General features: G+C 55.7%; 26 protein-coding genes. 19 read left to right on the top strand and 7 right to left on the bottom strand.

What is annotated here, in order from left to right; genetic code table 11:
* Positions 1-67 precede the first annotated feature (67 nt).
* The 3 genes from ACMXX3_RS07925 to ACMXX3_RS07915 are packed head-to-tail and all read left to right on the top strand — an operon-like array spanning position 68 to position 2,585.
* On the top strand, positions 68-898 hold the full coding sequence (locus tag ACMXX3_RS07925) for a GNAT family N-acetyltransferase (RefSeq protein WP_421084184.1): 831 nt from the start codon (positions 68-70) through the stop codon (positions 896-898).
* Positions 898-1,587, top strand: a complete 690-nt coding sequence (locus ACMXX3_RS07920; RefSeq protein ID WP_421084183.1) for a lipoate--protein ligase family protein — start codon at positions 898-900, stop codon at positions 1,585-1,587. Before ACMXX3_RS07925 ends, ACMXX3_RS07920 begins: the two co-directional genes overlap by 1 nt.
* Positions 1,587-2,585: an SOS response-associated peptidase gene (locus ACMXX3_RS07915; RefSeq protein WP_421084182.1), complete on the top strand. Its 999-nt coding sequence runs from the start codon at positions 1,587-1,589 to the stop codon at positions 2,583-2,585. The genes ACMXX3_RS07920 and ACMXX3_RS07915 overlap by 1 nt, the downstream gene beginning before the upstream one ends.
* A 65-nt stretch (positions 2,586-2,650) precedes the next feature.
* Here the strand turns inward: ACMXX3_RS07915 and ACMXX3_RS07910 are convergent, their stop codons facing one another.
* Positions 2,651-3,154, bottom strand: coding sequence for a GNAT family N-acetyltransferase (locus tag ACMXX3_RS07910; protein WP_421084181.1), 504 nt, complete (start codon positions 3,152-3,154; stop codon positions 2,651-2,653).
* A gap of 184 nt (positions 3,155-3,338) precedes the next feature.
* Between ACMXX3_RS07910 and ACMXX3_RS07905 the strand changes: the two genes are divergently transcribed.
* A complete protein-coding gene (locus tag ACMXX3_RS07905) occupies positions 3,339-4,166 on the top strand; it encodes a fumarylacetoacetate hydrolase family protein (RefSeq protein WP_421084180.1) in 828 nt (275 codons plus the stop codon).
* A gap of 226 nt (positions 4,167-4,392) precedes the next feature.
* Here ACMXX3_RS07905 and ACMXX3_RS07900 read toward each other — a convergent pair whose 3' ends face one another.
* Both ACMXX3_RS07900 and ACMXX3_RS07895 read right to left on the bottom strand, forming a co-directional pair.
* Positions 4,393-4,716 carry a hypothetical protein gene (locus ACMXX3_RS07900; protein ID WP_421084179.1) on the bottom strand — a complete coding sequence of 108 codons (324 nt, stop codon included), beginning with the start codon at positions 4,714-4,716 and terminating at the stop codon, positions 4,393-4,395.
* Positions 4,713-5,018 carry an ArsR/SmtB family transcription factor gene (locus tag ACMXX3_RS07895; RefSeq protein ID WP_421084178.1) on the bottom strand — a complete coding sequence of 102 codons (306 nt, stop codon included), beginning with the start codon at positions 5,016-5,018 and terminating at the stop codon, positions 4,713-4,715. Before ACMXX3_RS07895 ends, ACMXX3_RS07900 begins: the two co-directional genes overlap by 4 nt.
* 303 nt (positions 5,019-5,321) lie before the next feature.
* Here ACMXX3_RS07895 and ACMXX3_RS07890 point away from each other — a divergent pair, with 303 nt between their 5' ends.
* The 5 genes from ACMXX3_RS07890 to thrS all read left to right on the top strand — a co-directional run bounded on the left by ACMXX3_RS07890 (position 5,322) and on the right by thrS (position 10,924).
* Entirely contained in the window at positions 5,322-6,032 is a 711-nt protein-coding gene (locus ACMXX3_RS07890) for a DUF6318 family protein (RefSeq protein WP_421084177.1), read from the top strand.
* Between the two features lies 1 nt (position 6,033).
* Entirely contained in the window at positions 6,034-7,014 is a 981-nt protein-coding gene (locus ACMXX3_RS07885) for a hypothetical protein (protein WP_421084176.1), read from the top strand.
* 243 nt (positions 7,015-7,257) lie between these two features.
* The gene (locus tag ACMXX3_RS07880) at positions 7,258-8,157 is read left to right on the top strand and encodes a DNA-methyltransferase (RefSeq protein ID WP_421084201.1); all 900 of its coding nucleotides are present in this window, start codon (positions 7,258-7,260) and stop codon (positions 8,155-8,157) included.
* Positions 8,158-8,200: 43 nt separating this feature from the next.
* The gene (locus ACMXX3_RS07875; protein ID WP_421084175.1) at positions 8,201-8,809 is read left to right on the top strand and encodes a DUF1648 domain-containing protein; all 609 of its coding nucleotides are present in this window, start codon (positions 8,201-8,203) and stop codon (positions 8,807-8,809) included.
* A gap of 102 nt (positions 8,810-8,911) precedes the next feature.
* Complete coding sequence (thrS, locus tag ACMXX3_RS07870) at positions 8,912-10,924, top strand: threonine--tRNA ligase (protein WP_421084174.1); 2,013 nt, start codon at positions 8,912-8,914, stop codon at positions 10,922-10,924.
* A 131-nt stretch (positions 10,925-11,055) separates the two neighbouring features.
* Here thrS and ACMXX3_RS07865 read toward each other — a convergent pair whose 3' ends face one another.
* A complete protein-coding gene (locus ACMXX3_RS07865; RefSeq protein WP_421084173.1) occupies positions 11,056-14,559 on the bottom strand; it encodes an AAA domain-containing protein in 3,504 nt (1,167 codons plus the stop codon).
* A 386-nt stretch (positions 14,560-14,945) separates the two neighbouring features.
* Between ACMXX3_RS07865 and ACMXX3_RS07860 the strand changes: the two genes are divergently transcribed.
* From ACMXX3_RS07860 to ACMXX3_RS07845, 4 genes are all read left to right on the top strand, one after another.
* Positions 14,946-15,266: a type II toxin-antitoxin system HicB family antitoxin gene (locus tag ACMXX3_RS07860; protein WP_135012356.1), complete on the top strand. Its 321-nt coding sequence runs from the start codon at positions 14,946-14,948 to the stop codon at positions 15,264-15,266.
* Between the two features lie 180 nt (positions 15,267-15,446).
* A complete protein-coding gene (locus ACMXX3_RS07855) occupies positions 15,447-15,935 on the top strand; it encodes a hypothetical protein (RefSeq protein WP_421084172.1) in 489 nt (162 codons plus the stop codon).
* Between the two features lie 262 nt (positions 15,936-16,197).
* Positions 16,198-16,467: a type II toxin-antitoxin system prevent-host-death family antitoxin gene (locus tag ACMXX3_RS07850; protein WP_421084171.1), complete on the top strand. Its 270-nt coding sequence runs from the start codon at positions 16,198-16,200 to the stop codon at positions 16,465-16,467.
* A complete protein-coding gene (locus ACMXX3_RS07845) occupies positions 16,467-16,883 on the top strand; it encodes a type II toxin-antitoxin system VapC family toxin (protein ID WP_421084170.1) in 417 nt (138 codons plus the stop codon). The genes ACMXX3_RS07850 and ACMXX3_RS07845 overlap by 1 nt, the downstream gene beginning before the upstream one ends.
* 32 nt (positions 16,884-16,915) lie before the next feature.
* On the opposite strand, the gene ACMXX3_RS07840 is transcribed toward ACMXX3_RS07845, so the two are convergent.
* Both ACMXX3_RS07840 and ACMXX3_RS07835 read right to left on the bottom strand, forming a co-directional pair.
* A complete protein-coding gene (locus tag ACMXX3_RS07840) occupies positions 16,916-17,413 on the bottom strand; it encodes a GNAT family N-acetyltransferase (protein ID WP_421084169.1) in 498 nt (165 codons plus the stop codon).
* Positions 17,410-17,904 carry an FBP domain-containing protein gene (locus ACMXX3_RS07835; protein WP_421084168.1) on the bottom strand — a complete coding sequence of 165 codons (495 nt, stop codon included), beginning with the start codon at positions 17,902-17,904 and terminating at the stop codon, positions 17,410-17,412. The genes ACMXX3_RS07840 and ACMXX3_RS07835 overlap by 4 nt, the downstream gene beginning before the upstream one ends.
* A 90-nt stretch (positions 17,905-17,994) precedes the next feature.
* On the opposite strand from ACMXX3_RS07835, the gene ACMXX3_RS07830 reads away from it, so the two are divergent.
* From ACMXX3_RS07830 to ACMXX3_RS07820, 3 genes are all read left to right on the top strand, one after another.
* Positions 17,995-19,080: an NADH:flavin oxidoreductase/NADH oxidase gene (locus tag ACMXX3_RS07830; protein ID WP_421084200.1), complete on the top strand. Its 1,086-nt coding sequence runs from the start codon at positions 17,995-17,997 to the stop codon at positions 19,078-19,080.
* Between the two features lie 248 nt (positions 19,081-19,328).
* A complete protein-coding gene (locus ACMXX3_RS07825) occupies positions 19,329-21,134 on the top strand; it encodes a carboxylesterase family protein (protein WP_421084167.1) in 1,806 nt (601 codons plus the stop codon).
* A gap of 109 nt (positions 21,135-21,243) precedes the next feature.
* Positions 21,244-21,789, top strand: coding sequence for an HIT family protein (locus ACMXX3_RS07820; protein ID WP_421084166.1), 546 nt, complete (start codon positions 21,244-21,246; stop codon positions 21,787-21,789).
* A gap of 13 nt (positions 21,790-21,802) precedes the next feature.
* Here the strand turns inward: ACMXX3_RS07820 and ACMXX3_RS07815 are convergent, their stop codons facing one another.
* Complete coding sequence (locus ACMXX3_RS07815) at positions 21,803-22,435, bottom strand: hypothetical protein (protein ID WP_421084165.1); 633 nt, start codon at positions 22,433-22,435, stop codon at positions 21,803-21,805.
* Positions 22,436-22,988: 553 nt separating this feature from the next.
* Here ACMXX3_RS07815 and ACMXX3_RS07810 point away from each other — a divergent pair.
* From ACMXX3_RS07810 to ACMXX3_RS07800, 3 genes are all read left to right on the top strand, one after another.
* Positions 22,989-24,287, top strand: a complete 1,299-nt coding sequence (locus ACMXX3_RS07810) for a MurT ligase domain-containing protein (RefSeq protein WP_421084199.1) — start codon at positions 22,989-22,991, stop codon at positions 24,285-24,287.
* A complete protein-coding gene (locus ACMXX3_RS07805; protein WP_421084164.1) occupies positions 24,284-25,063 on the top strand; it encodes a type 1 glutamine amidotransferase in 780 nt (259 codons plus the stop codon). Before ACMXX3_RS07810 ends, ACMXX3_RS07805 begins: the two co-directional genes overlap by 4 nt.
* Before the next feature lie 141 nt (positions 25,064-25,204).
* On the top strand, positions 25,205-25,975 hold the full coding sequence (locus ACMXX3_RS07800; protein WP_421084163.1) for a YebC/PmpR family DNA-binding transcriptional regulator: 771 nt from the start codon (positions 25,205-25,207) through the stop codon (positions 25,973-25,975).
* The last annotated feature ends 1 nt before the right edge of the window (position 25,976 follow it).

Below are 25,976 nucleotides of genomic sequence, written 5' to 3'. Positions count from 1 at the left end.
ACCGGCGTCCGCACCCTGCCCAAAACGAGTACCCTAGATACTGACCCCTTCGAGCAGAAAGTGAGCTATGCCCGCGCCTATCACCAGCTACCAGCAGGCTGAGAAGATTCTGGCAGCCCAGCTGTCTATTGACCTGTGCCTTCCGGAGCAGGCCATTGATATCGCCCAGCAGCACGGCTCAACCCATCTTTCAGCCCGTCGAATTCCCCTCGATGAGATGCATCCGGCCCGCCGCCGCTACCGCGACCACTGGGAGCTACGTCTGATTAACTATCGGGGGCTGACGGTCATCTGTGCCCAGCACCCGCGCGTGCGCGAGGCCGCCGACAACCTACTGGCCGGCGATAACGGCAACTGGGTGGGGGACTACTCTGAGCTGCGCAAACTCAACGACTACCTGACCCCCTACGCCCTGCAGATGAGTGGCACCTCCCTCTTTTTCACCCCCGGCAGGGATTTCTTTACCTCAGGTGCGGACGCCCGCCCCGTCTTAGTACCCGAGGGTTACACGGTGCGGTGGTTAGAACCAACCGAACTGGAGCAGTATCGTGGCAACCCAGATTTTGAGAACGCACTGGGTTTCAAGGAGCTGCGCCCCGATGTGCAGGTGCTGGGTGCCTACGTCGAGGGGGAGCTGGTAGCCCTAGCAGGAGCCAGTGAAGACTCCGATTGGTGCCGCCAGATCGGCATTGACGTACTGGCCGGGCACAGGGGTAGGGGGCTGGCCTCCTACCTGGTGAGGGAGCTGTCGCAGGCAATTCTCGCTGAAGGGTTTGTTCCCTTCTACGGCACCAGCCCCTCGCACATCATCAGCCAGCAGGTAGCTCTGAACGCGGGCCTGCGCCCGGCCTGGTGGGAGTTCGTTTCTACCAGCTTGAACGAAATTTCGGTGGACTAATGCTGCACCTTGACCGCCTTGACCCAGAAGAAAGCGGCACTATGGCCCAGATGGTTGATTCAGCTATGGCGACCGTCCGCGCTGTCGGCAGGGGAGAGGCCCCCAGTACCTTACGGCTTTATCGCCCCAAACCAACTGTGGCTTTTGGGCGCAGGGACGAGCTCAACCCCCGATTTGCCCAGGCCCGAGCAGCTGCTCTGAGTCACGGTTTTGAGCCCCTGGTTCGCACCGTGGGAGGGCACGCTGCCGCCTACCACTCGGGCTGCCTGGTAGTGGATCATTTTCAAAAAGCTTCGGACGCGGTCAGCGGAAATCACGAACGCTACGGTATCTTCGGGTCTATGTTTGCAGAGGCCCTCAAAAGCCTTGGCATTCCAGCTGGCGTAGGGGAGCTACCCGGTGAATACTGCCCGGGCGAATACTCGGTCTGGGGGCAGCTACCCGGTGGGCAGCGCGTCAAACTTATTGGAACTGCCCAGCGCGTAGTTTCAGGAGCCTGGTGGTTTTCTTCTGGCATCGTGGTGACGGGTGCCGATAGCCTGCGCCAGGTAACAACTGATGTCTACCGGGCCCTTGAACTGCCCCTTGCCCCCGCGACAGTGGGTGCTGCCGCCGATATCGAGCCCCTCATCACCGTCGATGATATTGAGGACGCTGTTATCGAAGCCTATGAAAGTGAGGGTTTTTGATGTGCGGCCGTTACGTTCTTGAATTAGCTATGGAGCACCCCCAGTACCTGGCTGGGGTAGAGGTTGATGAGCCTGTCATTAACTACAACGTTGCCCCCACAGCTACGGTGCCGATTCTTGTGGATCGGCTGCTTGGTCCCGATGAGGTGCTTCAGGACGGCGCCACCCCGCAGGGCGCCCAAGGCGGGCTGGTCACCGGGGACGGGACGTCCTCACCGGTCTTTACCCGGGAACTGCACTCAGCCAGGTGGGGTCTGCTACCGGGCTGGGCTAAGGATCCTTCTTACTCATCAAGGGCCTTCAACGCCCGGTCAGAAACCATCTTTGAAAAGCCCACCTTTCGCGAGGCAGCTGTCAGTGGCCACTGCGCGATTCCAGTCAGTGGCTATTATGAATGGAAAACGGAATCAACTGCTGCAGGAAAAACCGTCAAGACTCCCTACTTCGTTCACCGGTCAGATGGCCGCCCCATTTATTTTGCCGGCCTCTATGAGTGGTGGAAGATCCCAGCTGAATTCGCTGGCCCGGACGGCCCCTTCCCAGGCCAGGGTGGGAATTGGTTGCTTTCCTGTTCTATTATCACCATGGATTCACCGGGCAATGGGGAGTTTGACCCGGGTATTCTGGCTGATCTCGGCGAGCAGGTCTACGCCCACCCCGTTGAGCGGGATCTTGGTCAACTCCACGACCGGCTTCCCATTCCCCTTCAAGTATCCGACGACACTTCAAACAATCCGGCAGATACACTCACCTCCTGGCTCCGGTCTGGCTGCCCGGCAGGATCCCCCAAACCAGGCAATGACCCCGCCGGACGCCAGCTCAAGGGGGCATACCGGGCCGGGGCGGCGGCGTCCTTAGAAAATATTAGGAACCAGGCTTTCCCCCAAACCCACAGCTGGCAGCTTACCCCAGCCCACCGGGACGTCGGGAACGTTCGCAATAACGGCCGCTACCTTATCGAAGCAGAGACTGACCTGCTTACCGGCTTTAAACTCTAAAAAACTAAGGGCCCCACCTGGGTAGGTGGGGCCCTCATCGTCATCCGATGCCGGGGAATGCCGGTCTAGATGTAGTCGTTTTCGGGGAACCAGCGGTTGAAGTCCAGCGTCAGGTACAGAGCCAGGGCAGCTGCGTTGGTTTCGCTGATGCGGACGGAAACCTGCTCGTATCCGTCGGCGTGCATCTGGTCAATGCTCTTACGAATGAGCTGTTCAGCCAGGCCTTCACGGCGGCGGGAGGCTGCGGTGAAGAGCTCGTAAATAGTGGGAATGTCCTTGGGGTCTGTGACGACGCGGTGCTTGAGGCACAGGGAGGCTGCCACGATTCGATCGTGTTCGTCCACGACGACCGGGGACGCCTCAGCGTAGAACTCACCGTGTTCACCCTTGAGGATCCTCTCCATCTCAGCAGCTGCATCCTCCTGGCTGCTGAAGCGGTCGTCCTCGTAAGAAGCGAAGTAGAGGCGAGCCAGGGCCTCAGCGTCGCTGACCTGGGCGGGGCGGGTTGCCACGGTCAGAGGCTTTGAAGCCGGTGAGGTTTGTGAAATGAGGGTAATCAAGCCGCTCATTGGAGGCCTCCTTAGGTCAGGGTCTGTTTTACACTGTGATGTATAGAATAATCTGTTGGCTGACGAATTCCTACCGTTTAACCAAGAGTTCACCTAGCCACTGCAAAGTTGTGTCATATTTCAGTGTACTGAGTACCGCTCGATTCAGTGAAAATTGGCGTGTCACAGAAGGGGAAAGTTCACCATGAAGTTTGGGCAAATTCGTTATGAGGGCAAAGTTCGGGCTGTGGTTGAGAGCGGGGGAGAGTGGTACCGTCTTCCCAAGCCGCTTCATAAGTATCTGGGATCTAGCGATCTGCGGTCGGTGAGTCCTGCCCAGCTGGGTGCAGAAATTACCCAGGTTTCCGAACAGGACTTGATTGCCCCACTTCATAAGGTGAAGCGGGTGCTGTGCGTTGGCCTGAATTTTACGGATCATGCTGAAGAAGTTGGGGCTAATCTCCCCACCTACCCCACTATTTTCACCAAGTTTGGGAACGCCCTCATTGGTCCGGGTGAGCAGATCCAGCTGCCCCTGGAAAGCACGAAGATTGACTGGGAGGTTGAGCTGTGTGCCGTGGTCGGACGACGCGCCCGCCGGGTATCGGAGCAGGAGGCCGGGGAGTATCTCTTAGGGTATTCCGTCCTGAACGACGTATCTGTGCGTGATTGGCAGGGTCGCACGAGCGAGTGGTTCCAGGGGAAGAACTGGGATTCAATGACCCCCTTTGGGCCGGTCATCGTGAGCCCTGATGAAGTAGATCTTAAGAAGGGGCTGGCTATGACGTGTTCTGTGGACGGTGAGGTGCGTCAACAGGGGTCTACAGCGAATCTGATTTTTGGACCAGAAAAGGTTCTGGCCTATCTTTCAACCTTTATGACCTTGGAGCCGGGTGATCTCATTGCCTTGGGGACGCCCGCCGGGGTTGGTTTATCCTTGCGGCCCCGTCGTTGGTTGGCCCCCGGGCAGGTTGTTGTGACTTCAATTGAAGGCATTGGCACTTTGACCAATACCTGTTCTGAGCCCTGCTAATGCCTACCTGATTCTGTAGTTTGTACCATGGGTGGCTCGTGCTGAGATCTGTTGCGCCAGAGGTGATGCCCCACCCGGAGTCCGTCTTAAAGGTGTAAATAATAAGGGAAAAGCCCGCCGACCAGGAGCGATAAATACTCGCTGGTGGGCGGGCTTTGTGCGAGTGAACTACTATTCCGGGCGGAATAGCGGTCCAAACTTGTGGTTCACAAAAACTTTGACAATATTATGCAGCGTGCTGGCAGGTTGAGCAAGTGCAGTTGTCACAGGCGCAAGAAGCGCAGACATCCGAGCAGTCAGCGCACTGGCAGGTGTTGTGGTTGCAGGTTGCGCAGGTGCAGTCAGCGCAGGCGCAGGTGGCACACAGATCGTTGCAGTCCTTGCATTCACAGGTGGTGCACTCATCGTAGTGGCCTTCGTGTTCACGGTGGGCGTGGCCGTCGTGGAGGTAATCGACGTGGTCTAGGTGGATGACGGCCTGGTGGCCACAGTCGGGGCCGTGGGTGTGGGCGTGGGTTTCTGACTCACGGTGTAGGGTTGCGGTGCTCATGATTGCTCCTTCGTATGTTGGTGTACATCAGCGATGATGTGTTTGATGTGGTTGTCTGCCAGGGAGTAGAAGGTTTTGCGTCCTTCTTGGGTGCTGGTGACGACTTTGGCTTCTTTGAGAAGTTTGAGGTGGTGGCTGGCAAGGGGTTGGGAGACCCCTAGGCAGGTGTGGATTTCGCTGACGGTATGGGGCTGGCCCATAAGGTGGTGGCAGATCGCGAGCCGTAGGGGGTGGGCGAGTGCCGAGAAGAGCGCAATGGAGGGTTCCAGGTCTTCGGGGGTGGGGCTGCCAACGGTTTCCATAAAGAAAACTTTATATAAAACATAGTTTATGAGTCAAGGGGGGCTGGTTTGTTACAAGGACGTCCCCGCCCGGGCAATTGGGGACGGTTGGGCTGGCTTGGGTGCGGTGGAGCTGTGGATAACTTGCTCTAAAACCCTGTAATACCCAGACACAAACCCCCAACCACTTGCACCAACCCACCCCACCCGATAAAACTAAACACTAAAGACCCAAGCCACAGGCGCACCCCACACGCTTCGGCTACAACCAGGTCTTATCCAAACCCCTGAACAAAGACGTCACAGGAAAGGGCACCCAACCCTATGAACACCCCCAAACCCCACACCCTGCTTACAGCCCTGGCAATAACCACCTTGGTACTCACCGGCTGCGGAAACACCACCCAAACCGCGCCCCTACCAGAACCAACAACAAGCAGCACTTCAGCCAGCACAACCCCCACAGCAACAGACGCGGCAACTAGTACCGCCACTGCAGACCCGGCCCAAGCCAGCGCTTCACCTAGCCAGGCCTATTCAGGCGGTTCTAAAGCCCCGGAAGGTGAATACCGGGCAGCTGATGAATTTGGTCCGGCTCAGAATGTTTCCAAACCGGTTGCCCCGGAGGGAATGCATGTTGAGTCACCGGAGGCTTTGTTCCTTTTTGTTGAGTATTGGAATGATATGCGGAACTACGCCAACCAAACGGGAGATATTTCAAGCATTCAACCCCTAGTTGATGAATCTTTTGAGCAGGAACAAAAATACTATGATTCACTGCAAAAGATTTATGAATCTGGCGGATGGGTCATTGGAGGGAGCCGAATAATTCATTACAGCAAGGACTTGCTAATTTCACATGGCAACGGCGAATATTCGATAGGTTCAAACTTTGAAGTTGAAAATACTGTGCTATGGGTTAATAATGAAGCACGAGCCTACGATAACTCAGATTCAATCTATAAAGGAATTGATCTTCGCCTGAAATTTTTTGATGGCTCTTGGAAAGTCTTGAGCGCAAAGGTAGTGAGCTAAAGTGCGATTTAATAACATAACGCTTACTATAGCCACTCTTATTGTTTTCAGTCCTATAGGTGTTGCAAACGCTGAAACTAAAAGTGGTGCTGAGAATGATGGTTTTTATGTTTCCATTGAAGATATTAATAATTTCTCCATAGCACATGAAGGTTATGAAGAAAATCGAGATACACCTCAACCTATTAATGCGCCTTCTGCTGACGTAGCTGCAGCCGTCCGTCTCATCTACTTCGACACCCCCACCAACCCCAACCACGCAGCCCTCCAAAAAGGCGCCCCCACAGCCCCAGGCACCTACTGCCTAGCCACCAACGGCAACCTCGGCACCCTCAACCTCGTCCCACCCGACTGGGCCGACGGATCAGACACCCCCTACAACACACCCCAAGGCACCATCGGCTGCATCCCCCTCACCCCCAACGAACTCCAAGCCGCAGGCCTAGAACTCACCGAAGAAAACGGCCAACCCGTCCTACGCACCACCCGCATCACCCTCACCACCCACGACTTCAACACCTTCCCCATCCAAGCAGCCACACCCCACCAAGACCGAGCACCCCACACCCTGAAAAACTACAACACCAACTTCTGGGCCAACCCCAACCCCCAAGAATTCACCCAAACCATCAACGGCCAAAACGTCACCCTCAAAGCCACCCCGGTAAGCTACACCTTCGACTACGGCGACGGAACCACCCTTGGCCCGGTCACCTACCCCGGCTACCAGCTAGGTGAAGAAGTGTGGGATGAGCAGACTCCGACCAGCCATCGGTATGAGCAAACCGGTGAGTACTGGTTTACTTTGGCCACGGAGTATCGGGGTGAGTATTCGGTCAATGGTGGGCCCTGGCAGGTGATTGAGGGGACGGTTGTGCGGGTGAGTGAGCCTCAGTTGGTGAATGTGTGGCGGTTGAAGGTGGGTTTGGTGGCTGAGGATTGTGCTGCTAACCCGGACGCCTGGGGTTGTGGTAACTCCTAAGTCAGGCAATAGGTATAGGGGCCCAGCCCAGCTACCTTGACCCCTTCCTTGCCTCCTGGGTTCGCAGCCCCATGGTTTGAGGTGGCGGTAACTCCTTGAAACATCCGGTAAGCCCAGGCCTGGCCTAGTCCAGCCTGGAAGGGTGGCTTAACCCTCACCTGCCGGAAAACCCAGTGGGGGAGCGGGTGCGGTATTCTGTACCTTGTGTCAAAACGTTCTTTGTGGTCAGCAGATAGCACCAGCATGGTGATTCACGGCGATAATCTTGCCGTGCTCAAAAACCTGCCCGCAGAGAGTTTCCAGCTCATTTATATTGACCCGCCGTTCAATACGGGCAAGGTGCAGAAGCGTCAAAGTATCAAGACGGTACGTACCGAGGGTGGTAGTCGGGTCGGCTACAAGGGCCACACCTACGAGACCATCAAGGGCGATATCTACGGGTATTCTGACTCTTTTGAGAACTACTGGGAGTTCCTAGAACCCCGTCTCATGCAGGCCTGGCGTCTGCTCAAGCCCACTGGCACCCTCTACCTGCACCTGGACTACCGCGAGGTCCACTACGCCAAGGTCGTGCTCGATGCCCTCTTTGGCCGCGAGTCCTTCTTGAACGAGATTATTTGGGCTTATGACTATGGAGCTAAGTCCAAGAAGAAGTGGCCAGCTAAGCACGATAACATCCTGGTCTATGTGAAAGACCCCGAGAACTATTACTTCAATTCTGAGGCTGTTGACCGCGAGCCTTACATGGCGCCCGGCCTTGTCACCCCCGAGAAAGCTGAGATAGGTAAGCTGCCAACGGACGTCTGGTGGCACACCATCGTCTCGCCCAGTGGCAAGGAGAAAACCGGCTACGCTACCCAGAAGCCCCTGGGTATTCTGCGCCGCATTGTGCAGGCCTCCAGTGCGCCCGGTGACTGGGTGCTGGACTTCTTCGGCGGTTCCGGCACCACCGGCCACGCCTGCGCCCAGCTTGACCGCAACTTTCTGATGATTGACCAAAACCCCGAGGCTATCAAGGTCATGCGCAAGCGCCTAAAGGCCGTAGACGGTCTTGACGTGACTTTCAAGAAGTCTCGCGCTAAGGCTTCATTGGCGGGGGCCAAGGTCACACCCAAGACGGCTGCTATCAAGAAGATACAATAGGTCTAGACAATAAATTTGCGGGTGACAAGGCAAAGGAGCTTACATGTCCACGCAAGATTTTCCGCCGATTAAGCCCAACCGCACCTGGTTCCTTGTGGCCCTGGGACTGGTAGTAGCAGAAGCGATATATCTGGCCCTGGTCTACCCGTCACTGCCGCAGCAGATCCCGGTGCATTACACTCTGTGGGGTCGGGCGGACGGCTGGGCAGACAAGAGTGTCTGGTCGGTGTTCGGGCTGACAGGTATATTGCTTCCTCATCTTGCCCTCGTTTGGTGGGGCGGTACAGCCATGGGGCGTATGGCAAGCAAGGACGCTTCAGCCCAGTCCCACGACGCGTTTTCACCTCACGCGGGCAAGCAGGGGCAGCGCCAGTTGGCCGCTGCGCAGGCCCTGGGCCTGGACTCCCGGGTTTACTCTGCCCACCGTCTCTACGCCCAGACACAGGCCGTGGTTCCCTTCTTTTCCGGCCTGGCTCTTGCCCTGGTGCTAGCCGTCAAAGCCATTAACCTGACCATGACCGGGGTGCTGGGGGAGGCGTCCGTCCTTATCGCCCCTGTGCTGGTGGTGGGCTACTGCCTCTACCTGACAGCTCGCTCCTACCTAGTTGGCAGAAACTTCGATACCCGCGCCCTCGCAAAGGGCGCAAAGTAGCCTAACCAGCGGTAAAATAAGGTTTGTTCTGCACCCTCGTACCGTGCAGATGTAACGACAGCTCACCCGTTGTAGGGGTGGGCACAAACCTAGGAGACACATTTGTCCGCTCTTTCCATTTCCGTCGCAGGTGCCGCTCAGCAGGTTGAAGCCGGCACCACCGCAGCCGACCTGTTCGCAGAGAACCCCGAGATCGTCGTTGCCCGTATCAACGGCACCCTGGTTGACCTCTCCACCGAACTGACTGACGGCGACGCTGTCGAGCCCGTTTCTGTCCACGAGGAAGACGGCCTGAACGTCCTGCGTCACTCGGCCGCCCACGTCATGGCCCAGGCTGTGCAGAACTACCGCAAGGACGCCAAGCTCGGCATCGGCCCTTACATCACCGACGGTTTCTACTTCGACTTCGATGTTGAAGAGCCCTTCACCCCCGAGGATCTTAAGAAGATTGAGAAGGATATGGTGAAGATTATCAAGAGCGGTCAGACCTTCCGCCGCCGCGTGGTCACCCAGGCTGAGGCTGAGGCTGAGATGGCAAACGAACCCTACAAGCTGGAACTGCTGACCCTCTCCCAGGGCCCTGGCTCCGGTGCGGACGCCGCTGAGGGTGCCTCCGTTGAGGTCGGTGCCGGTGAAATCACCATCTACGACAACGTAGACAAGAAGGGGGAGACCGTCTGGAAGGACCTCTGCCGCGGCCCCCACGTGCCCAATACCAAGCTGATTGCTAACGGTTATGCGCTTATGCGTTCCGGTGGCGCCTACTGGCGCGGTTCTGAGAAGAACCCCATGCTGCAGCGTATTTACGGCACCGCCTGGCCTTCTAAGGAAGAGCTGGTTGCCTACAAGGAGCGCATTGCTGAGGCTGAGCGCCGCGACCACCGCCGTCTGGGTGAAGAGCTCGACCTCTTTTCCTTCCCCAAAACCGTTGGCCCCGGCCTGCCTGTGATTCACCCCAAGGGTGGCGTCATTCTGCGCGCCATGGAAGACTACGTGCGCGCCCGCCACATTGAAGAGGGCTTCGAGTACGTCAAAACTCCCCATATCTCTAAGGAAGATCTCTTCTACACCTCCGGCCACCTGCCCTATTATGCGGACGGCATGTTCCCGGCTATGGAGGACGAGGGCCAGGCCTACCGTCTCAAAGCCATGAACTGCCCCATGCACAACGAGATTTTCCGCTCCCGTGGCCGTTCATACCGTGAACTGCCCCTGCGTCTCTTTGAGTTCGGTTCGGTTTACCGCGATGAGAAGTCCGGCGTGCTATCCGGCCTGACCCGCGTTCGTATGATTACCCAGGACGACTCCCACTCCTACGTCACTAAGGAGCAGGCTCCTGCTGAGGTTGCCCACCTGCTCAAGTTCATGCTGTCCCTCCTCGAAGATTTCGGCATGACAGATTTCTACTTGGAACTGTCAACTCGCGACACCGAGGGCGATAAGAAGGATAAGTTCATCGGTACGGACGAGCAGTGGGAAGAAGCTACAGCTGTTCTGGAGAAGGTCGCTGCTGAGACCGGTCTGGAACTGGTGGCTGACCCGGGCGGCGCTGCCTTCTACGGCCCCAAGATTTCTGTTCAGGCTAAGGACGCGATTGGCCGCACCTGGCAGATGTCTACCGTGCAGTATGACTTCAACCAGCCTGCCCGTTTCGGTCTGGAATACCAGGCATCTGACGGTACCCGCCAGGAGCCGGTCATGATTCACTCAGCTAAGTTCGGTTCATTTGAGCGTTTCATGGGCGTGCTGATTGAGCACTATGCCGGTGCTTTCCCTGCTTGGCTGGCCCCTGTTCAGGTGATTGGTGTGCCGGTTGCTGAGGCTTTCAACGATTACATGGGTGAGGTTGCTGCCAAGCTCAAGGCCCGAGGCGTGCGCGTTGAGGTGGATTACGGTACCGACCGTTTCCCCAAGAAGATTCGCACCGCCTCTAAGGAGAAGGTGCCTTTCATTCTGATTGCGGGCGGTGAGGACGCTGAGAACGGCGCGGTCAGCTTCCGCTTCCGCGACGGCTCCCAGGAAAACGGCGTGCCCGTAGACGAAGCTGTGGAGCGGATTGTGAAGCATATTGAAGAGCGGGTGAATGAGGATCCCAAAGCTCAGATTGCAGAATAAGGAAAACTGAAAACTATCTTTACTGGGAAAAGATAGTCTGAGTAAAGCAAAAATGGGAGCCTACATATCGTGTAGGCTCCCACTGTTTTATGTAAATAATTTGTTAGGTATAGAATCTGGAACTGTCAGGATTACAAAATTAGACTGCCTGAACGGAACATTATCTCCAGTGTTGATATAGCCTGGGGTGAGTAAATCGGGCTGACATATGTACGGTCTCCTGAACCGCCCTGATACTGGGCAATACCGATGGAAATACCCTCAGCAGTTGGGTGCCAGGTGCCGTCAACTTTGGTGAGCAGACCAGCTGCATCCAGCGCGGCGTTGAACTGCTGGGCCTTCACTTTTGAGTCCTTAGGCAAAACACCGTTTTCTTTCCACATGTCAATGAGCTCAGTAGCAATCAGATAACCAGGTTCATGCCGGTCAACCATTTTTGGTTCTGATGCCATAGGGGGCGCAGGTGTTGGCTGCGGGACGCTCATTGGGGGCTCATCCTGCCGGGCCCACGGTGCTTGCTGCACCGGCGTGGGTGCAGATGCTGGCGCAGGTGCAGGTGCAGGTGCAGGTGCAGGTGCAGGGGGAGTGGGCTGCGGCGTCCTCTCCTCCACAAAGCTGACAGGTGTCTCCGATACCAAACCTTGCGAGCCACCGTTGCCAAACCAGTGCGGGCCAATAACCGCACGCTGGCGCACTAGTCCAAAGACAGGGCCAGTATCCTCCCAGCGCCGCTGGCCACCAAAGACAATAAACAAATCCTTGGCACGGGAAACAGCAACATTCATCAGCTCAAGAGTGCCATCCACGAAGGACGCCTTATCAGAATTATCACCGTAAACAGGCGAGAAAAGCACAACCTGACGCTCAGCGCCCTGCAAAGTATGGGCGGTGCCCACGGTTACCTTGTCGGCTAGATCCTCACTCTTCATCCGCAGGGTCTTCCGTACTTCCCGTGCCTGAGCCGCAAACGGGGTCACCACAGCAAACAGGGACTTATCTTTTGCGGCATCAGCATCGGGGTTGTAGATGGCACGGAAGTACTCAAAATTTCCGATAATCCAGTCGGCAATAGCCTCAGCTTCCTGGCTATTGACCCGGCTAGAACCGTTTCGGCGATCCTGGGAATTCTCAACTAACTGGAAAAGGAAAGCTCCAGGCGTTTTGCCCTCAAGCTTGTAGCCCTTGAGGGGGCGCGAAGGAACAAGCAGGCCGTCATAGAGCAAATCATTGCAGTACTCGATAATGTCTGTATGGCACCTAAAATGCTCAGACAGGAACAAGCCAGGATAGTTCTTGGCGCTATACACCCAATTCGAAGACTGGGCAGCTGCTAACATCAGGGACGATGAGTGAGAGGAAGTCAGCCCGAATTCCTTCATGGAATCCCAGCGCCAACCCAGCTCATGTGCATCGGCGATACCCTGATCGGTTTCTGGGTCAAGGCTCCACACCGGAGCTAGCTGCTGGACATCGCCCACGACGAGGGCACGCTTTGCAAGAGCAAAAGCGCCAGCGCCCACAGAGGTATCGACCTGTCCAGCCTCATCAACAATCAACAGGTCAATACGCTCTATATCGAAGTTGTCGGGCTCACCCTGAGGGGCATAGAGCTTAAAGTATCTCGGCACCTGGTAGGCAGTCATCACAAAACATGGTGTCAAGGAGGCAACTTGCTCCCAGTACCTAACCATTAACTCGGGAGTGTTCTTGAATCGTTCCTTATCAGCAATGAGTTGCTCTTCATCAGTAGCGGAAAGTAGCCACTCAGCTTCGTAGTAGTGTACAGCTAGCCAGAACTCGACATAGCGTAGGGTGATATCAAGTGCCTGGTCAAGTTCTAGAAGGGACCTTGCATTCAATAGCCGAGCTACCTGAGTATCGTTAAGAAGGGCAAGGTGGCGAACCTGGCTGATAATCGGTTCAGCTTGCTGTTTGAACTGGCAAGAAGCAAGTTCTTCCTCAGTTACAGCCGCAGCAATTCGGTTGTCGATATTTGAAAGCACAAGACCGATTTCATCCAGCCGGCCACGGTAAAAATCAACAAAGGCTTCGACAGTATAAAATTCATCCGCTGGCTCATGCGGGTCATAGGTGGCGCTGATGATTACTTCTGCTGGCAGGGGAGAGGCTGACTGATCGCTCCATGCGTCCAGCCTGCTCTGAACGATACTTTGCTCCTGCGAAAGTCTAGCCAGTTCTTCTGTGAGCTGGGCACTCGTTGAGTGGACGCGTCGGTCTGCTTCACGACGGGCACGCAGCAGGGCGCATTTTTGCTCTTCACAGGATTTAAGGAAGGCTGCCAATCCTCGTTGTGCTTGCTCTAGACTGTTGACGGCTGGGAGCGAGAAGGCAGCGTAGTAGTCGCTGATTTGCTCTAGGAAATATTGTGTACTTTCCTGTAGGTAAGCCTCTGCAGAATACTCGCTGTAGACGCCTTTCTTGGCAGTGTCTTCCAACAGGTAACCATCGGAACGTGCCTTCTGGGCCTTGGCTTGAGAAGGACAGTAGGTTGCCAGGCCACCTAGGAAATCTGAAGACGCTGCCCCGTCCTCAGCCTTCAGTAGCCAGCGATGTTCAAGCACACCCGGATCGTCCTTCGTGACCGAACCGAAGGAATCAATAATGTTGGTAACAGCCTGGTTATTTGTCGACATGCCAACAATCAGAGGTGCCGGCTTGGCCTCCAACGCATGAGAAACCAGCATGCTCGCAACTACAGATTGAAGCATTGTAGTTTTGCCGGTACCCGGAGGGCCGCTAACTGCCGTGATATCTCCGTAACCATCGTGCATAAAAGCGTGTACCGCTCGGCGCTGGGAAGCAGTCAGCGGGAACTGATCGCTCATACTTCCACAAGTACGCAGGGCAGATTCAAGAAGAGTATCAGCATTCGTGTCAATAGCATCGGCCTGAAAGTTTTGTGGTTTACCGGTCGACAAGAGACCCTCGTATAGGGGAGCGCTCTGATCCGTCGTGTGAAGGAATTGATAGAGACTCAGGACGTGGGCGTTAGCGTTAATGACCGTACCCGGGGTGATATAACAGTTTGCAATGTCAACGACCCACCGAGGGGCAACTCCTTCCTGCAAAGCGGGTTCAAACACGCCCTCATACATGCTGGTACTGTAATCGACAACGTCCGCCCAGGTCTCAATCTTTGACGCTAGCTCACTGCCCTTCGTGTTGCTCCACCGCCAATAGTTAGCGAGAGTTCCCACCATGAATTCGTGGTCGATGACGCTGGGGGACTGTAGGCGGGAGCTCGGAATCCACGGAGCGATCGAGGTGATATCAGCCTGGAGCTCACCCTTGTCGGTTAGCTTTGCGGCGATTAGAGCTAGACCGTTTTTAGTGTCACTTTCAGTGTCGGTAAGGGTCACCACCGAGATAATGACGTCAATGGGCTTAGCTTTCTGCGAGCCAGACTGAGTGCGTGGTTTTTTGAAACGTCCTTGGGCTTCGGCATCCCAGTCAAAGAGTTCCTGGGTATCCTCTTCAGAAAGCTTGCCTAATCTGACATCGAGGAAAGGAATGACCTTGTATTTGTTCTGTTGCCCGAATGCCTGATCTATAAGGTTTGAACGCTTTTGAACGTCCCTAAAATACCCGGTTAGTTGTTGAGTTACCTGATTCATGGAACTCCCTCTTAGCTGTGATGGTAATTACTGCTAAGTTTAGTTGAGAAGCATCCTCGATGAGGTGCGCCTGAAGAATTTTGTCTGAAGAGGGTTCTTGCCCCTTGAGTGATGGTATCAATAGCGATACCATAATTTTATGGGTAAGGAAGGAAAGATACTAGCTCAAATGCAAAGTGCACCTCAAAACGTCCGCTATGCAGAGCTAGTCTCCATCTGCGAAAGGTTCTTTGGCCCTGCACGACAATCTGGCACTTCCCATGCTGTGTTCAAAACACCATGGCAAGGCGATCCCCGTGTCAATATTCAAAACAAAAATGGTTACGCAAAGCCATACCAGGTTAAGCAAGCCCTCCAAGCTATCAACAGACTCAAAGGACAGACCTATGATTGAACACTACACCTACCGTGTTACCTGGTCGCCAGAAGACCAAGAATACATCGCAACCGTCCTCGAAATGCCTTCCCTCTCCTGGCTGGAACCCGACGAGCTAGCCGCCTTGAGTGGAATCAAAAAACTCGTCGCTCAAGTAGCTCAAGACATGCATGCCAATGGTGAAGAAATTCCCCAGGCCTTTGCTGACAGGACTTATTCAGGTAATCTCAGCCTGCGCATTCCGCCTGAACTCCACCGACGCGTAGCCATGGAAGCCCAAGAGCAGGGGATAAGCCTCAATCGTCTACTCAGTGCGAAAATCGCTGCTTAAAACCCAGCCTGTTTTCAACAATAGAAAAGGAATAAGCCTCCTACACATATAGGGCGCTCTTTCCTTCCTTGAACCGTTAATTTAGGCAGAATCTGCGTGAGAGCTGTACCTGGTTTTCCGTACAATAAAACTATGGGGACCCGAGAAAACTCAACGATGAGAATTCCCAAGAAGCTCGGCATGAGCTTTCTGATTGGCGCGGGCTGGATAGCTGTGGGCCTGTGGTTTATCCATAACCCACCGGACTGGAGATACCACCGCGCGCTGGCAACCGGCGTGGGGTGTATTGTCGCCGGCATCTTCACCTTTATCAACTACTACCGGCGCAGGTACGCCCTGATTCTCACGCCCGAGGGTTTCTACAACCACTCAACGGTTCTCGACCACGGCAACCACCTAATACTGTGGAGCGTCATCGGAGACATCACTGCCGATAGGCAGGGCAAGGAAATCAGGGCTGTCATCGCCGATACCCACGCCTATAACTGGACCTTAACCGGTATCCGCGCTCTGACCCGAGTGACCCACGAAGGCGCAGCAAACTCAACCATCGTTATCTCAACGATGGCCATGAAGCTACCAGAGGGGATGAGCATAGAAGATCTGGCAGCAGTCATGAGAGGCTACCGCGATAGAGCTTTGAATCAACCTACAGTAGAAGGGCCTTAAAAACCAAGAAGCTGATACTGAGCGCTTGGTTCAGAAAAACTACCACTCTAGCCGCATCCGTTCGACCTCGACGACCTGCCCGGCGCGAGTTTTTTGTTCAGCGAGATGAGGACGTCGGCCGTCAGTGCCTTGCCTGCCAGCTGGCAACAAGCCTTGGCTGGTAATCCTTTCTAATCTCTCCACTACGTAGCAGGAAACACCTTGACTTCGTTCAGCACCAAGACAAAAATGTAGGTAAGAACCTACATGAAAGGCAGGTGTTATGACTATTAGTACAACCCCAGCTGTTCTTACCTCGAGGCAACTGAATCAAGATGTCAGTGCGGCAAAACGCGCAGCTTCAGTAGGTCCTGTCATCATCACCGACAGGGGTACCCCCTCATTTGTGTTGATGACCTATGAAGATTACAGAAAGCTTGGAAAACAAGACCAGCCAGATGGGGCTCAGTTTCTTCAAAAGATGTCTATGCAAGAAGATGTTGACTTCGACTTCGAGCGCCTCAACTTCGAGCCTCGCTCTGTTGAGTTCTGATGTATGTACTAGACACCAACCTTGTCAGTGAGATTCGCAAGGTCCCAGCCAAGAAAAACCCTGCAGTGCAGCGATGGCTTGAGAAACAGTACTCCGACCAGCTTTTTATCACGAGTATCACGGTTTATGAGTTAGAGGTGGGCGTTCAAAGGCTGGCGCGTAAGGACTCTGCTCAAGCCGCCCTCATCGGTGACTGGTTGCATGGAACCTTACTTCCGGGGTTTGAGGGGAGGGTTCTTGACCTTGATTTCGAATCGTCCCTCATCGCCGCTGCTTATCAAGTGCCCGACCCCAGGCCATCGGCAGACTGTTTCATCGCGGCAATTACCCAGCGCCATCACATGAAACTTGTCACCAGGAACACAAAAGACTTCCTAGCTATGAATATTCCCCTTATAAACCCGTGGAACGAGTAGCCTGATTACTCGAAAGTTTTGCTGGGGCATAACTAATTGGCCGGCCGAGTAAAAACCTCCACCGTTGAAACCACATCACCCTGGGAAAAGTCCTTGATCTCACCACTGGGAGTGTAGCCTAGGGCCCGCCAGAAAGGTTCGGCAATCTCAGCATTAGTTGCCACAATCCCCAAACGTAAAATGCTGATATTTGGGTGCTGCCGAACCGCACCCAGGTAGGCGTCGTGCAGAGCCCGGCCCACCCCGCGTCCTCGAGCCTGCCCATCGACCAAGGCAAGGGCCACATGGGCGAACTCAGCAGATGGAAACCCCAGCACAGCAATCAAAACCCCAACCAGGCGTCCGTCCTCAAAGGCCCCCAACAGTACAGGGGAGTGGGATAAACCGGGTGGGAAGACAGTCAGGTTCTCCAACGCAGAGCCGGGCTCGGCGGGGCAGCCAGAAATCCGCAGGAAGTAATCAGGGTTCTGGTCATAGAGCTCCTGGACCAAATCAGCCTGGTTGGGCGCGAGCGTCTCAACCTGAATCATGCGGCTCCCACTACCAGTCGCTCAATAAACCTGACCGCATTATCGCGGGTGCGAGCTATGCGCTCTTCGAGGGATAGGGTCTCGTCCATCTGGCGAATACCCGCCGGCTTTTTCTTGCCCCGCACATAGTCGGTGCAGGCCAGGTTGGAGCACAGATAGGTGCCGATGGTGTTGCCGCGTCGCCCCGACTCGCCCGGCCGGGCCGCCGTATACAGCGAAATCCCCGACCCCGGGTGCAGAGTCAGGCAGAACTGGCACATCTGAGCGGCCTTACTCTGGGCCTTAGACTTTTGCAGCAGCACGCCCTGCACCTGCCCCTCATGTTCCACGACCAGGCAACCCTTGAGCGGGCTTTTCGGGTCGAGCCAGGAGAGGAAAATCAGGTCATCCCAATTCTGCTCCTTGAGGGTGGGTAGGTTGAGGCGTTTAGCCTCGCCCTTAGAGCAGTTAATAAAAGACGAGCGGACGGCAGCTTCGGTCAGTTCTTGCATACCTGCAAGTTTACCCTTTAATGCGGGAATATCTCGGCCCAGCACCTGGTTGTAACAGATACGCAATCCCTCGTGAAAGGCCGAATGAACATGACATCGCCCCTCTTTGAACCCTTTACCCTGCGTTCCATGACCACCCGTAACCGCCTCTGGGTTCCGCCCATGTGCCAGTACTCGGTTGAAGAGAAGGACGGCAAGCCCACCGCCTACCACATTTCCCACTATGGCGCCCTGGCCCGAGGTGGAGCCGGTGCCGTCATTGTCGAAATGACCGGCGTTGAACCTGCCGCCCGAATTAGCCCCTACTGCCTGGGCCTGTGGAGTGACGACCATGTCGAAGCCTTCAAGCCTGTCGTCGATGCCATTCACGCCGGGGGAGCCAAGGCAGGAATCCAGATTGCTCACGCCGGGCGGAAGGCATCGACACCTGGTGAGCTGGTTCCGCACGATGGCGGTTCTCTGGAGGAAGACGAAGGTGGTTGGGTCACGCTGGCCCCGTCCGCTCTTGCCTACCCCGGTATGAAAGAACCGCAGGCCCTGACCGAAGAGAAAATTGACGATCTGGTTCAGGCTTTCGCCGCGGCTGCAGCCCGCGCGGTTGCTGCCGGTTTTGACTTTATTGAGATTCACGGGGCCCACGGGTATCTGATCACCCAGTTCCTCTCACCGCTTTCGAATCAGCGAGTGGATTCTTACGGCGGATCCCTGGATAACCGGGCCCGCTTTGCCCGCAGGGTTGCCCAGGCCATGCGCGATGCTATGCCGGAGGATATGCCGCTCATCGTCCGCCTGTCAGCCACAGAGTTCGTGGAGGGCGGCATTACCGTTGAGGAAACAGCGCAGGTGGTGCGCTGGCTGGCTGAGGACGGCGTGGACTTCGCAGATATTTCCACCAGCGGTAACTACCCGGCAAAAATTAAGGTCTATGCGGGCTACCAGGTGCCCATGGCTGCCCAGGTTAGGCGTGAGAGCGGGCTGCCGGTAGGCGCTGTTGGCATGATTAACTCGCCGCGACTTGCCGAGTTCATTGTGGGGTCAGGCCAGGCCGATGTTGTGCTGGTTGGCCGTGAAGCCCTACGTAACCCAGCCTTTGCCCTGCACTGGGCTGACGAACTTAAGGCCGAAATTGACTATGCGCCCGCCCAATACCGCCGGGCCTGGGGCAGCCGGCGCTAACCGACGTCCGGCCCTGCCCCCTTGAAATTGAGAGGGGGCAGGAGCGGTACTCCGCTTGGAATCGACAACACAATGAGCAAGTAAACAGAACTGTCACCATGTAATAAAGTTGTCCACCTTTATCTGGGCTTTAGAGCCTAATAGATTTAAAAAGGAGTGAAACTACCAGTCAGGGAGGCGGTGAAGCAATGGCACCCAGTTTGATCAAGACCCGTGGAAAATGTCGGTCAAGCGGTAAGCGACGCTACGTGACTGTAATTGCAGCCAAGCTTGTCATGTCTACTATCCAGTCCATGCACCCCATTCTGCTGGCACCTGGCCGAAGAATGCCCGTCCGCGTCTACAGGTGCCCGGCCTGCAAGGACTTCCACCTCACCAGCTGGGAACGATGGGGGCAACATTTTAGCGCCCCAGCTCCAAGCGAGACAAAGAAGTCCCAGTATCCCAGCCGGGCCCTACCGATGAGGCTCAGCAATCTGCAGCTCAAAGAACTCTTTGATACCGCCTGTTTCGAGAACCGGGATGACCCTCAGACTGTTTCTCTGCTCATCGGAGCCTACAAGGACTGGAAACACCATAAGTCCAAGGCCCATGACAACACCTGTGAAATTTTCAAAATGCTGGTCTTGACGACCTACGATGAGGAAACTTGGTTGCACACGGTAGCCAGCCGGGGCTACTGGCTTGAACCGGGGCTGGAGGAGTACATCCTCCCACCGAATCCCACCAAACCCTTGGCTAAAAAGCCGTACTACCTGCGTCCTCTTGTGATTGGTTCAACGCGCCACTGGTTGGGGCTTCCCTATGCGGAGGCTAATCGGTTCGAACCGCCCACAATGATTCCTCTCGAAAATCTTTCTCCGAGAACCTACTCGCATACGCCGGCCCCGGGTCAGCCCCAGCCTAGGGTGTGGGGTGGGCCGACCCCGGGCGTCCCAACCCACTTTGAAGAAGGCCCCCTGAGGCTCTCTATCAGTCGGCAAAAGAGGGCTACGAAAGGCCTTGTGCCTGTTGTGGTTTTCTTCCACGGCGGATCCTATGTGACCGGGGGAGGAGATGCACCGGGTTACGATACTGAGGCCTTTCTTGCCACCAATAACTTTTTGGTTGTCAAGGTGAATTTCCGGTTGGGTTTATTGGGGTTTCTGGGTGGCGACGGGGTCCGTCCGGCCAATTTAGGGCTCCAGGACGCCCTGTGCGCCCTACGCTGGATCAAGGCCCATATTCGGGAGTTTGGGGGCGACCCCGACCGGGTGACCGTGTACGGCCAGTCAGCCGGGGGTGACCTGGTGGCTAAGCTTCTGCTGGCAGACGGGGCAGTCAATGGACCGAGTGAGGACATGCTTTTTCACCGGGCCATTATTCAGAGCGCCCCCTTGAAATTGGCCTATGGCAAAAAGAAACTCTCCCAGCATGTGTTGGCCAGAACTGCAGACCTTGATCTCCAGGCACCTGCCTCCATCTGGGCTAAGGCCTCGGGCCGGTTTCTCCTGGCCAACCCCATAAAATTTGGTTGGGCCGCCTTGATGCCCCTGGGCTGCCAGTTTGGCTACGACCCCTTACCTGCTGTGCAGGACGAGACAGCCCGCCTAGGCGAGGTAGCCTCCCGGGTGCCAGTTTTGGTGGGTTATCTACCTCGTGAGGTCGCAGGTCTGCTCCCTGCCCTATCTGCCTGGCTAGCCGCCCCAGCCCGTCGTTACCTGGATCCTGCAGTTTCTTGGCTATCGGAGCGTATTTATGGACAACCAGCCCGTGAATTTGTAGCCTGCTATCGGGCAGCCGGGGGATCAGCTACCTGCTACCAGATAGAGACAGGCGAAGACGGCCACTACCGGGAATCTGCCCACAGCACTGATTTGGGCCTCTTCTTTGGGGCCGAGCCGTGGAGTAAGGCTGGGCTCTTGCCCCCTGCGGAAGAGAAGCAATGGCAGGAGCAGGGTACAGCCTTCCGGACGATTTTAGCCGGGTTCATGCGTGATGGAATCCTGGACCGCCGCTTTTACCGTCGGGCCCGTTTTAAAGAAATACCGGTGGATGCTGAGAGGGTGGGGTAGCCGGTGAATGTCCTGGTAACGTGGGATGAAACAGAGCAACTGTGGTTCAGTGACGGTAGATTTTTCAGAACCACCCCACTTTTACTTCCTTGACTGAAAGTGACCTTCTATGCAGATACCTGACTATTCCACAGATGATTTTGAATTGCCCGGTGTGCCCGATGCCTTCCAGCGGCTGTGGACTCCACATCGTCGCGCCTATGTAAAGGGCGGGCAAAAGGACTATACAGAAAAGACCTGCCCATTTTGTGAAGCCCCAGAGCACGATGATGCTGAATCCCTGATTGTTTACCGGGGCGAGCATGCATTCGTCATTCTCAACCTCTACCCCTATAACCCCGGGCACCTATTGGTCTGCCCCTACCGGCATATTCCCAATTACGATGACGCCAGCATTGAAGAGACTGCTGAAATAGCAGAGCTTACCCAGCAGGCAATGAGGGTTCTGCGGCAGGTTAGCCGGGCAGCTGGCTTCAATATCGGCATGAACCAGGGAAAGGTCGGAGGGGCAGGGGTTGCAGCCCACCTGCACCAGCACGTCATTCCCCGGTGGAGCGGGGATACCAACTTCCTGCCCATTGTTGCTGGTACAAAGACTGTGACTCAAACCTTGGCAGAAGTCCGGGATCTCCTGGCGGACGGCTGGGACCGTTAGTTTGTATGAACCCCTAAAAAAGGGAAGCCTGAGTAACAGGTTGGTCGGTAAGACCTGCCACTAGCCTGCAGCCCCGGTTGCTGAGTTCTGCTGTGTTGACCAGGAAGGTCTGTTCGGGGTCCCCAAAATGGGCTGTGAGGAAGGGGCCAGTTCCGCCGGTGAGGTAGAAGCCGTGGGCCCCTGTGGTGAGGCTGGGGTAGGCAAGGAGGGGCTCGGGGTCTTTGGTGCGTAAGGACGCGTAGGCCCGGCCCATCGCCAAAGAGGGCTCCCAGCGGTTGGCGGTAATATCGAAACCTGAGATTGTATCTTCTGTATCTTCTAGGGCCCAGGTGGCTGCTTCTACTGCCATGAAGTGGGCTGATGTGAGTTCAGCTGGGCTGGCTGGATCAAGCCAGGCCTTGTACTTGGTGGAGGAGCGTTTGAACTGGGTTAGGTTTGCATCCTCTGAGACAAGGTCTTCAAGCTTGCGGACGATGATCCCATTGTCAGCGCGGGCTACAAAGGTGGCTGCGGCAACGGCCTGGTTATCTAGACGGCGGGGGTTGGAGTGGAGGGAGGCGGTTCCAACCTTGGAGGTGCCGTCTGGAAAAGTTGCTATATAAAGATAATGTTCAAGGTTAACGTAGGCGAGGGCTGCCTCTGTCATGCGGGCCCCCTGGTGAATACGGTGGATGGGAGCAAACTCATCCCTAGCCAGACAGGACGGGCACTGTTTTCCTTTGAGAATAATCTCCTGGCTGGGACAGGCGAGCTGGGTAAAACCAGGGGTATCTGGTGAAGGGTTAGAAACAGCATAACCAGAACAGTGGATGCCTGCCCCTGGGGTTCCGTCGGCTAGAACTTCTAAACCGAGTAAGGCGCCGGGAGCTAGCGGGATAGTTTGAACCTCACCCGTAGGTTTACCATTAAGTAAAGCCTCAACTTTAATTACCGGCTTCCGGTCGCGCCAGGACATTTCCCGCCAAATAAAATCCGCACCAGCCAGGGGCTGCTCAAGAAGGTTCACGTTCGTTCATTGCCTTTAGGTAGAAGGATACAACCGGCTCCTAGACTACCAGTCAGGCACAAACTCCCAGGGACTACATGAGTTGCCCCGGGCCGTCCTTAACCACTCTGAAACCTCCTGGTGGTAGCTCTCACGGCCGTCTTGCCTCTGAGCGTAAAGAATCAAGCAAGCAGATAGCCCGCCACTCGGTAAGATAGGTTCCATGTCTAGACCCCTAGTTCGCCTTGTTGGCCAAGGCATTCGATATGCAAGTAAGCTCCGCGGTGGAGGTTCTGCCTTCCCCGGCCTGGTCATGGAAAAACTGCACCCTCAATTTGTGGCCGAAGAACTGGCCAAGTTGCCACGGGGTGTCGTTGTCGTCTCTGGAACCAACGGCAAAACTACAACCACCAAGATGGTCGTGCAACTACTCGAGGCCCAGGGGCTCAAAGTCTTTACCAACCGAACCGGTTCTAACTTTGTACGCGGCGTAGCTGCAGCCCTCCTGGGCGAGATGAGCCTGACAGGCAAACTGGATGCTGATATTGCCGTCCTTGAACTCGATGAGGCCCACGCAGTTCATTTTGTCCGTATGGTCAAACCCCGCTATTCCCTCTTGCTCAATGTTCTTCGTGACCAGCTTGACAGGTTCGGTGAGATCGACACGACCCGTCGAATGCTAGCAACAGTGGCAGAAGCTACCACAGGCACCATTGTTCTCAACCGCGAAGATCCCCGGATTCGCTCACTTGCGGAGAAAGCTTCAGTAGGCACCCAGGTGGCTTACTTTGGCCTGTCTGAGAAGCTCCGGGAACTCTTCCCCTCAGATGACGAGATGCGCTCCGGCCAAGGGAAGGACGGAGCCACCCTGGCTCCCGAGCTTCCTGCAGCCAGCGTCGTCCTCACCGACTTCAAGGGAACCGACGCCACCTTCAACCTGGCGGGCCAGGAGGTGGCAGGCACTATCAACCTCTACGGCGTGTACAACATTTATAACGCTGCAGCTGCCATGGCCCTGACCCAAGAAGTCCTGGGTGACCAGCTGGATCAGGCGAAACTTCTGGCTGAACTTGAGCATATTGCACCGGCTTTTGGCCGGGGTGAAACACTTACCGTCAACGGCCAGTCCCTGCAGCTTCTGCTCGTGAAAAATCCCAGTGGCTTCCGCCTGTCCCTGGCTTCAGCAGATGCCCGCGATTACGCCACCATGATCACCATCAACGATGCCTACGCTGATGGCCGTGACGTCTCCTGGCTCTGGGACGTAGATTTTCATTCCCTGGTCAACGGGGGAGTTGCCATGGTGTCCGGCGTCCGGGCCTATGACATGGCTCTGCGTCTTCAGCACGATGACGTCTACGTGGAAGACATCAATGAAAATCTGGAGGAAGCCCTGGCCGCCTTCATCAAGAAGGCAGAAGGACGTCCCATGCGCATTTTCTGCACCTACACCGCCATGCTGGCGATCCGTAAAGAACTGGCAAAGATTACCGACGTGGAGACCGTATCGTGAGTGAATTCGACAAAGCACCTTCAGTTGCTGGGGAACACATCATTACCCAGACCGGTAACAACAAGAGCCTGAAAATCGTTCAACTATACCCCCGGGATATGAACATTTACGGCGACTGGGGCAACACCCTGTCCCTGGCTCGGCGGGCCCAGGCCCACGGCTTTAGCACCGACATCGTAGATTACAACCCGGGCGATGACTTCCCCCTTGACGGAGATATTTTTGTTGGCGGAGGCGGTCAGGATTCAGGCCAGTCCGTCATCCAACATGATCTTTTAGCTAATGCAGATAACCTGAAGAAACTGGCAGAGGACGGCACCCCCATGCTTGTCATCTGCGGTTTGTACCAGCTCTTTGGCCATGAATTCAAAACCGTCAGCGGCGAAAAACTGCAGGGAATCGGTATTTTCGATGCCCGGACGGTCGGTGGCGAAGAGCGGCTCATAGGCAATATCGTCGAAGAATCTGAAGAATTTGGAACAATTATCGGTTTTGAAAACCACTCAGGTCTTACCTACCTCTCAGGCAGCACTAAGCCCCTGGCGTCCGTCACCAAGGGCGAGGGGAATAACACCGAGGATTCTGGTGAAGGTGCCCGGGCCCACAACGTCATTGGAACCTACCTTCACGGCTCCCTCCTTCCTAAGAATCCGGCTATTTCAGACTTCCTGATTAAGCAGGCAGCCCTTAAGAAATACGGTGAGTTTACCCCTGTTCCTATCGACGACAGTTTGGTGGAGAAAGCCAGAGTTTCTGCGGCCTCCCGCCCCCGCTAAGACATTGGCGGCCCCCTCCCAGAAACCCTAGATGCCGCCGTCCGGCCCCTGCGAACTGCGCATACGGGCTGAAATCGCTAGAATAAACTGCTGAAAGGTTGCCCCAATCAGGGCACCGGTTACAACGAAACAAGGAGAATCATGGCAGGTCACTCCAAATGGGCCACCACTAAGCACAAGAAAGCCGCTATTGACGCCAAGCGCGCCAAGATGTTCGCTAAGTACATCAAGGCTATTGAAGTTGCAGCTCGTATGGGTGGCCCCGACCCCGCCGGTAACCCCGCCCTCGACCTTGCAATTTCCAAGGCCAAGAAGAACTCTGTCCCCAACGACAACGTCGATCGCGCCATCAAGCGCGGGGCAGGTCTGACCGGTGAAACTATCGACTACACCGAGATCATGTACGAAGCCCGCGGCCCCCAGGGTACCGCCCTCTACATTGAGTGTCTGACCGATAACCGCAACCGAGCTGCAGCTGAGGTTCGCACCGCTGTCACCCGTAACGGTGGCACCATGGCTGATTCAGGTTCTGTTGCCTTCCTCTTCGAACGCAAGGGCGTTGCAGAAGTTGCAAAGACCGAAGGCCTGACTGAAGATGACGTCCTCATAGCCGTTCTGGACGCCGGTGCAGAGGAAGTCATTGACGAAGGCGACGTTTTCACCGTGGTCTCTGAGGCAACTGATCTTCCTGCGATCCGTAAGGCCCTTGAAGAGGCAGAGCTTGAGTACAACAATGACGACCCCGTCTTCCGCCCCACCATGCAGGTTGACCTCGACGCTGAAGGGGCTAAGAAGTTCCTGAAGCTCGCTGATGCTATTGAGGAACTCGACGACGTACAGAACGTTTACTCCAATGCAGACATCAGCGAAGCCGTCATGGCTGAGCTTGAAGCCGAAAAAGGTAGAAAATGAA

This window comes from Rothia nasimurium (genome assembly GCF_049068285.1).
In the GTDB taxonomy this organism is placed as follows: Bacteria; Actinomycetota; Actinomycetes; order Actinomycetales; family Micrococcaceae; genus Rothia; species Rothia nasimurium_I.
This window is presented reverse-complemented; position numbering and strand designations above follow the sequence as displayed.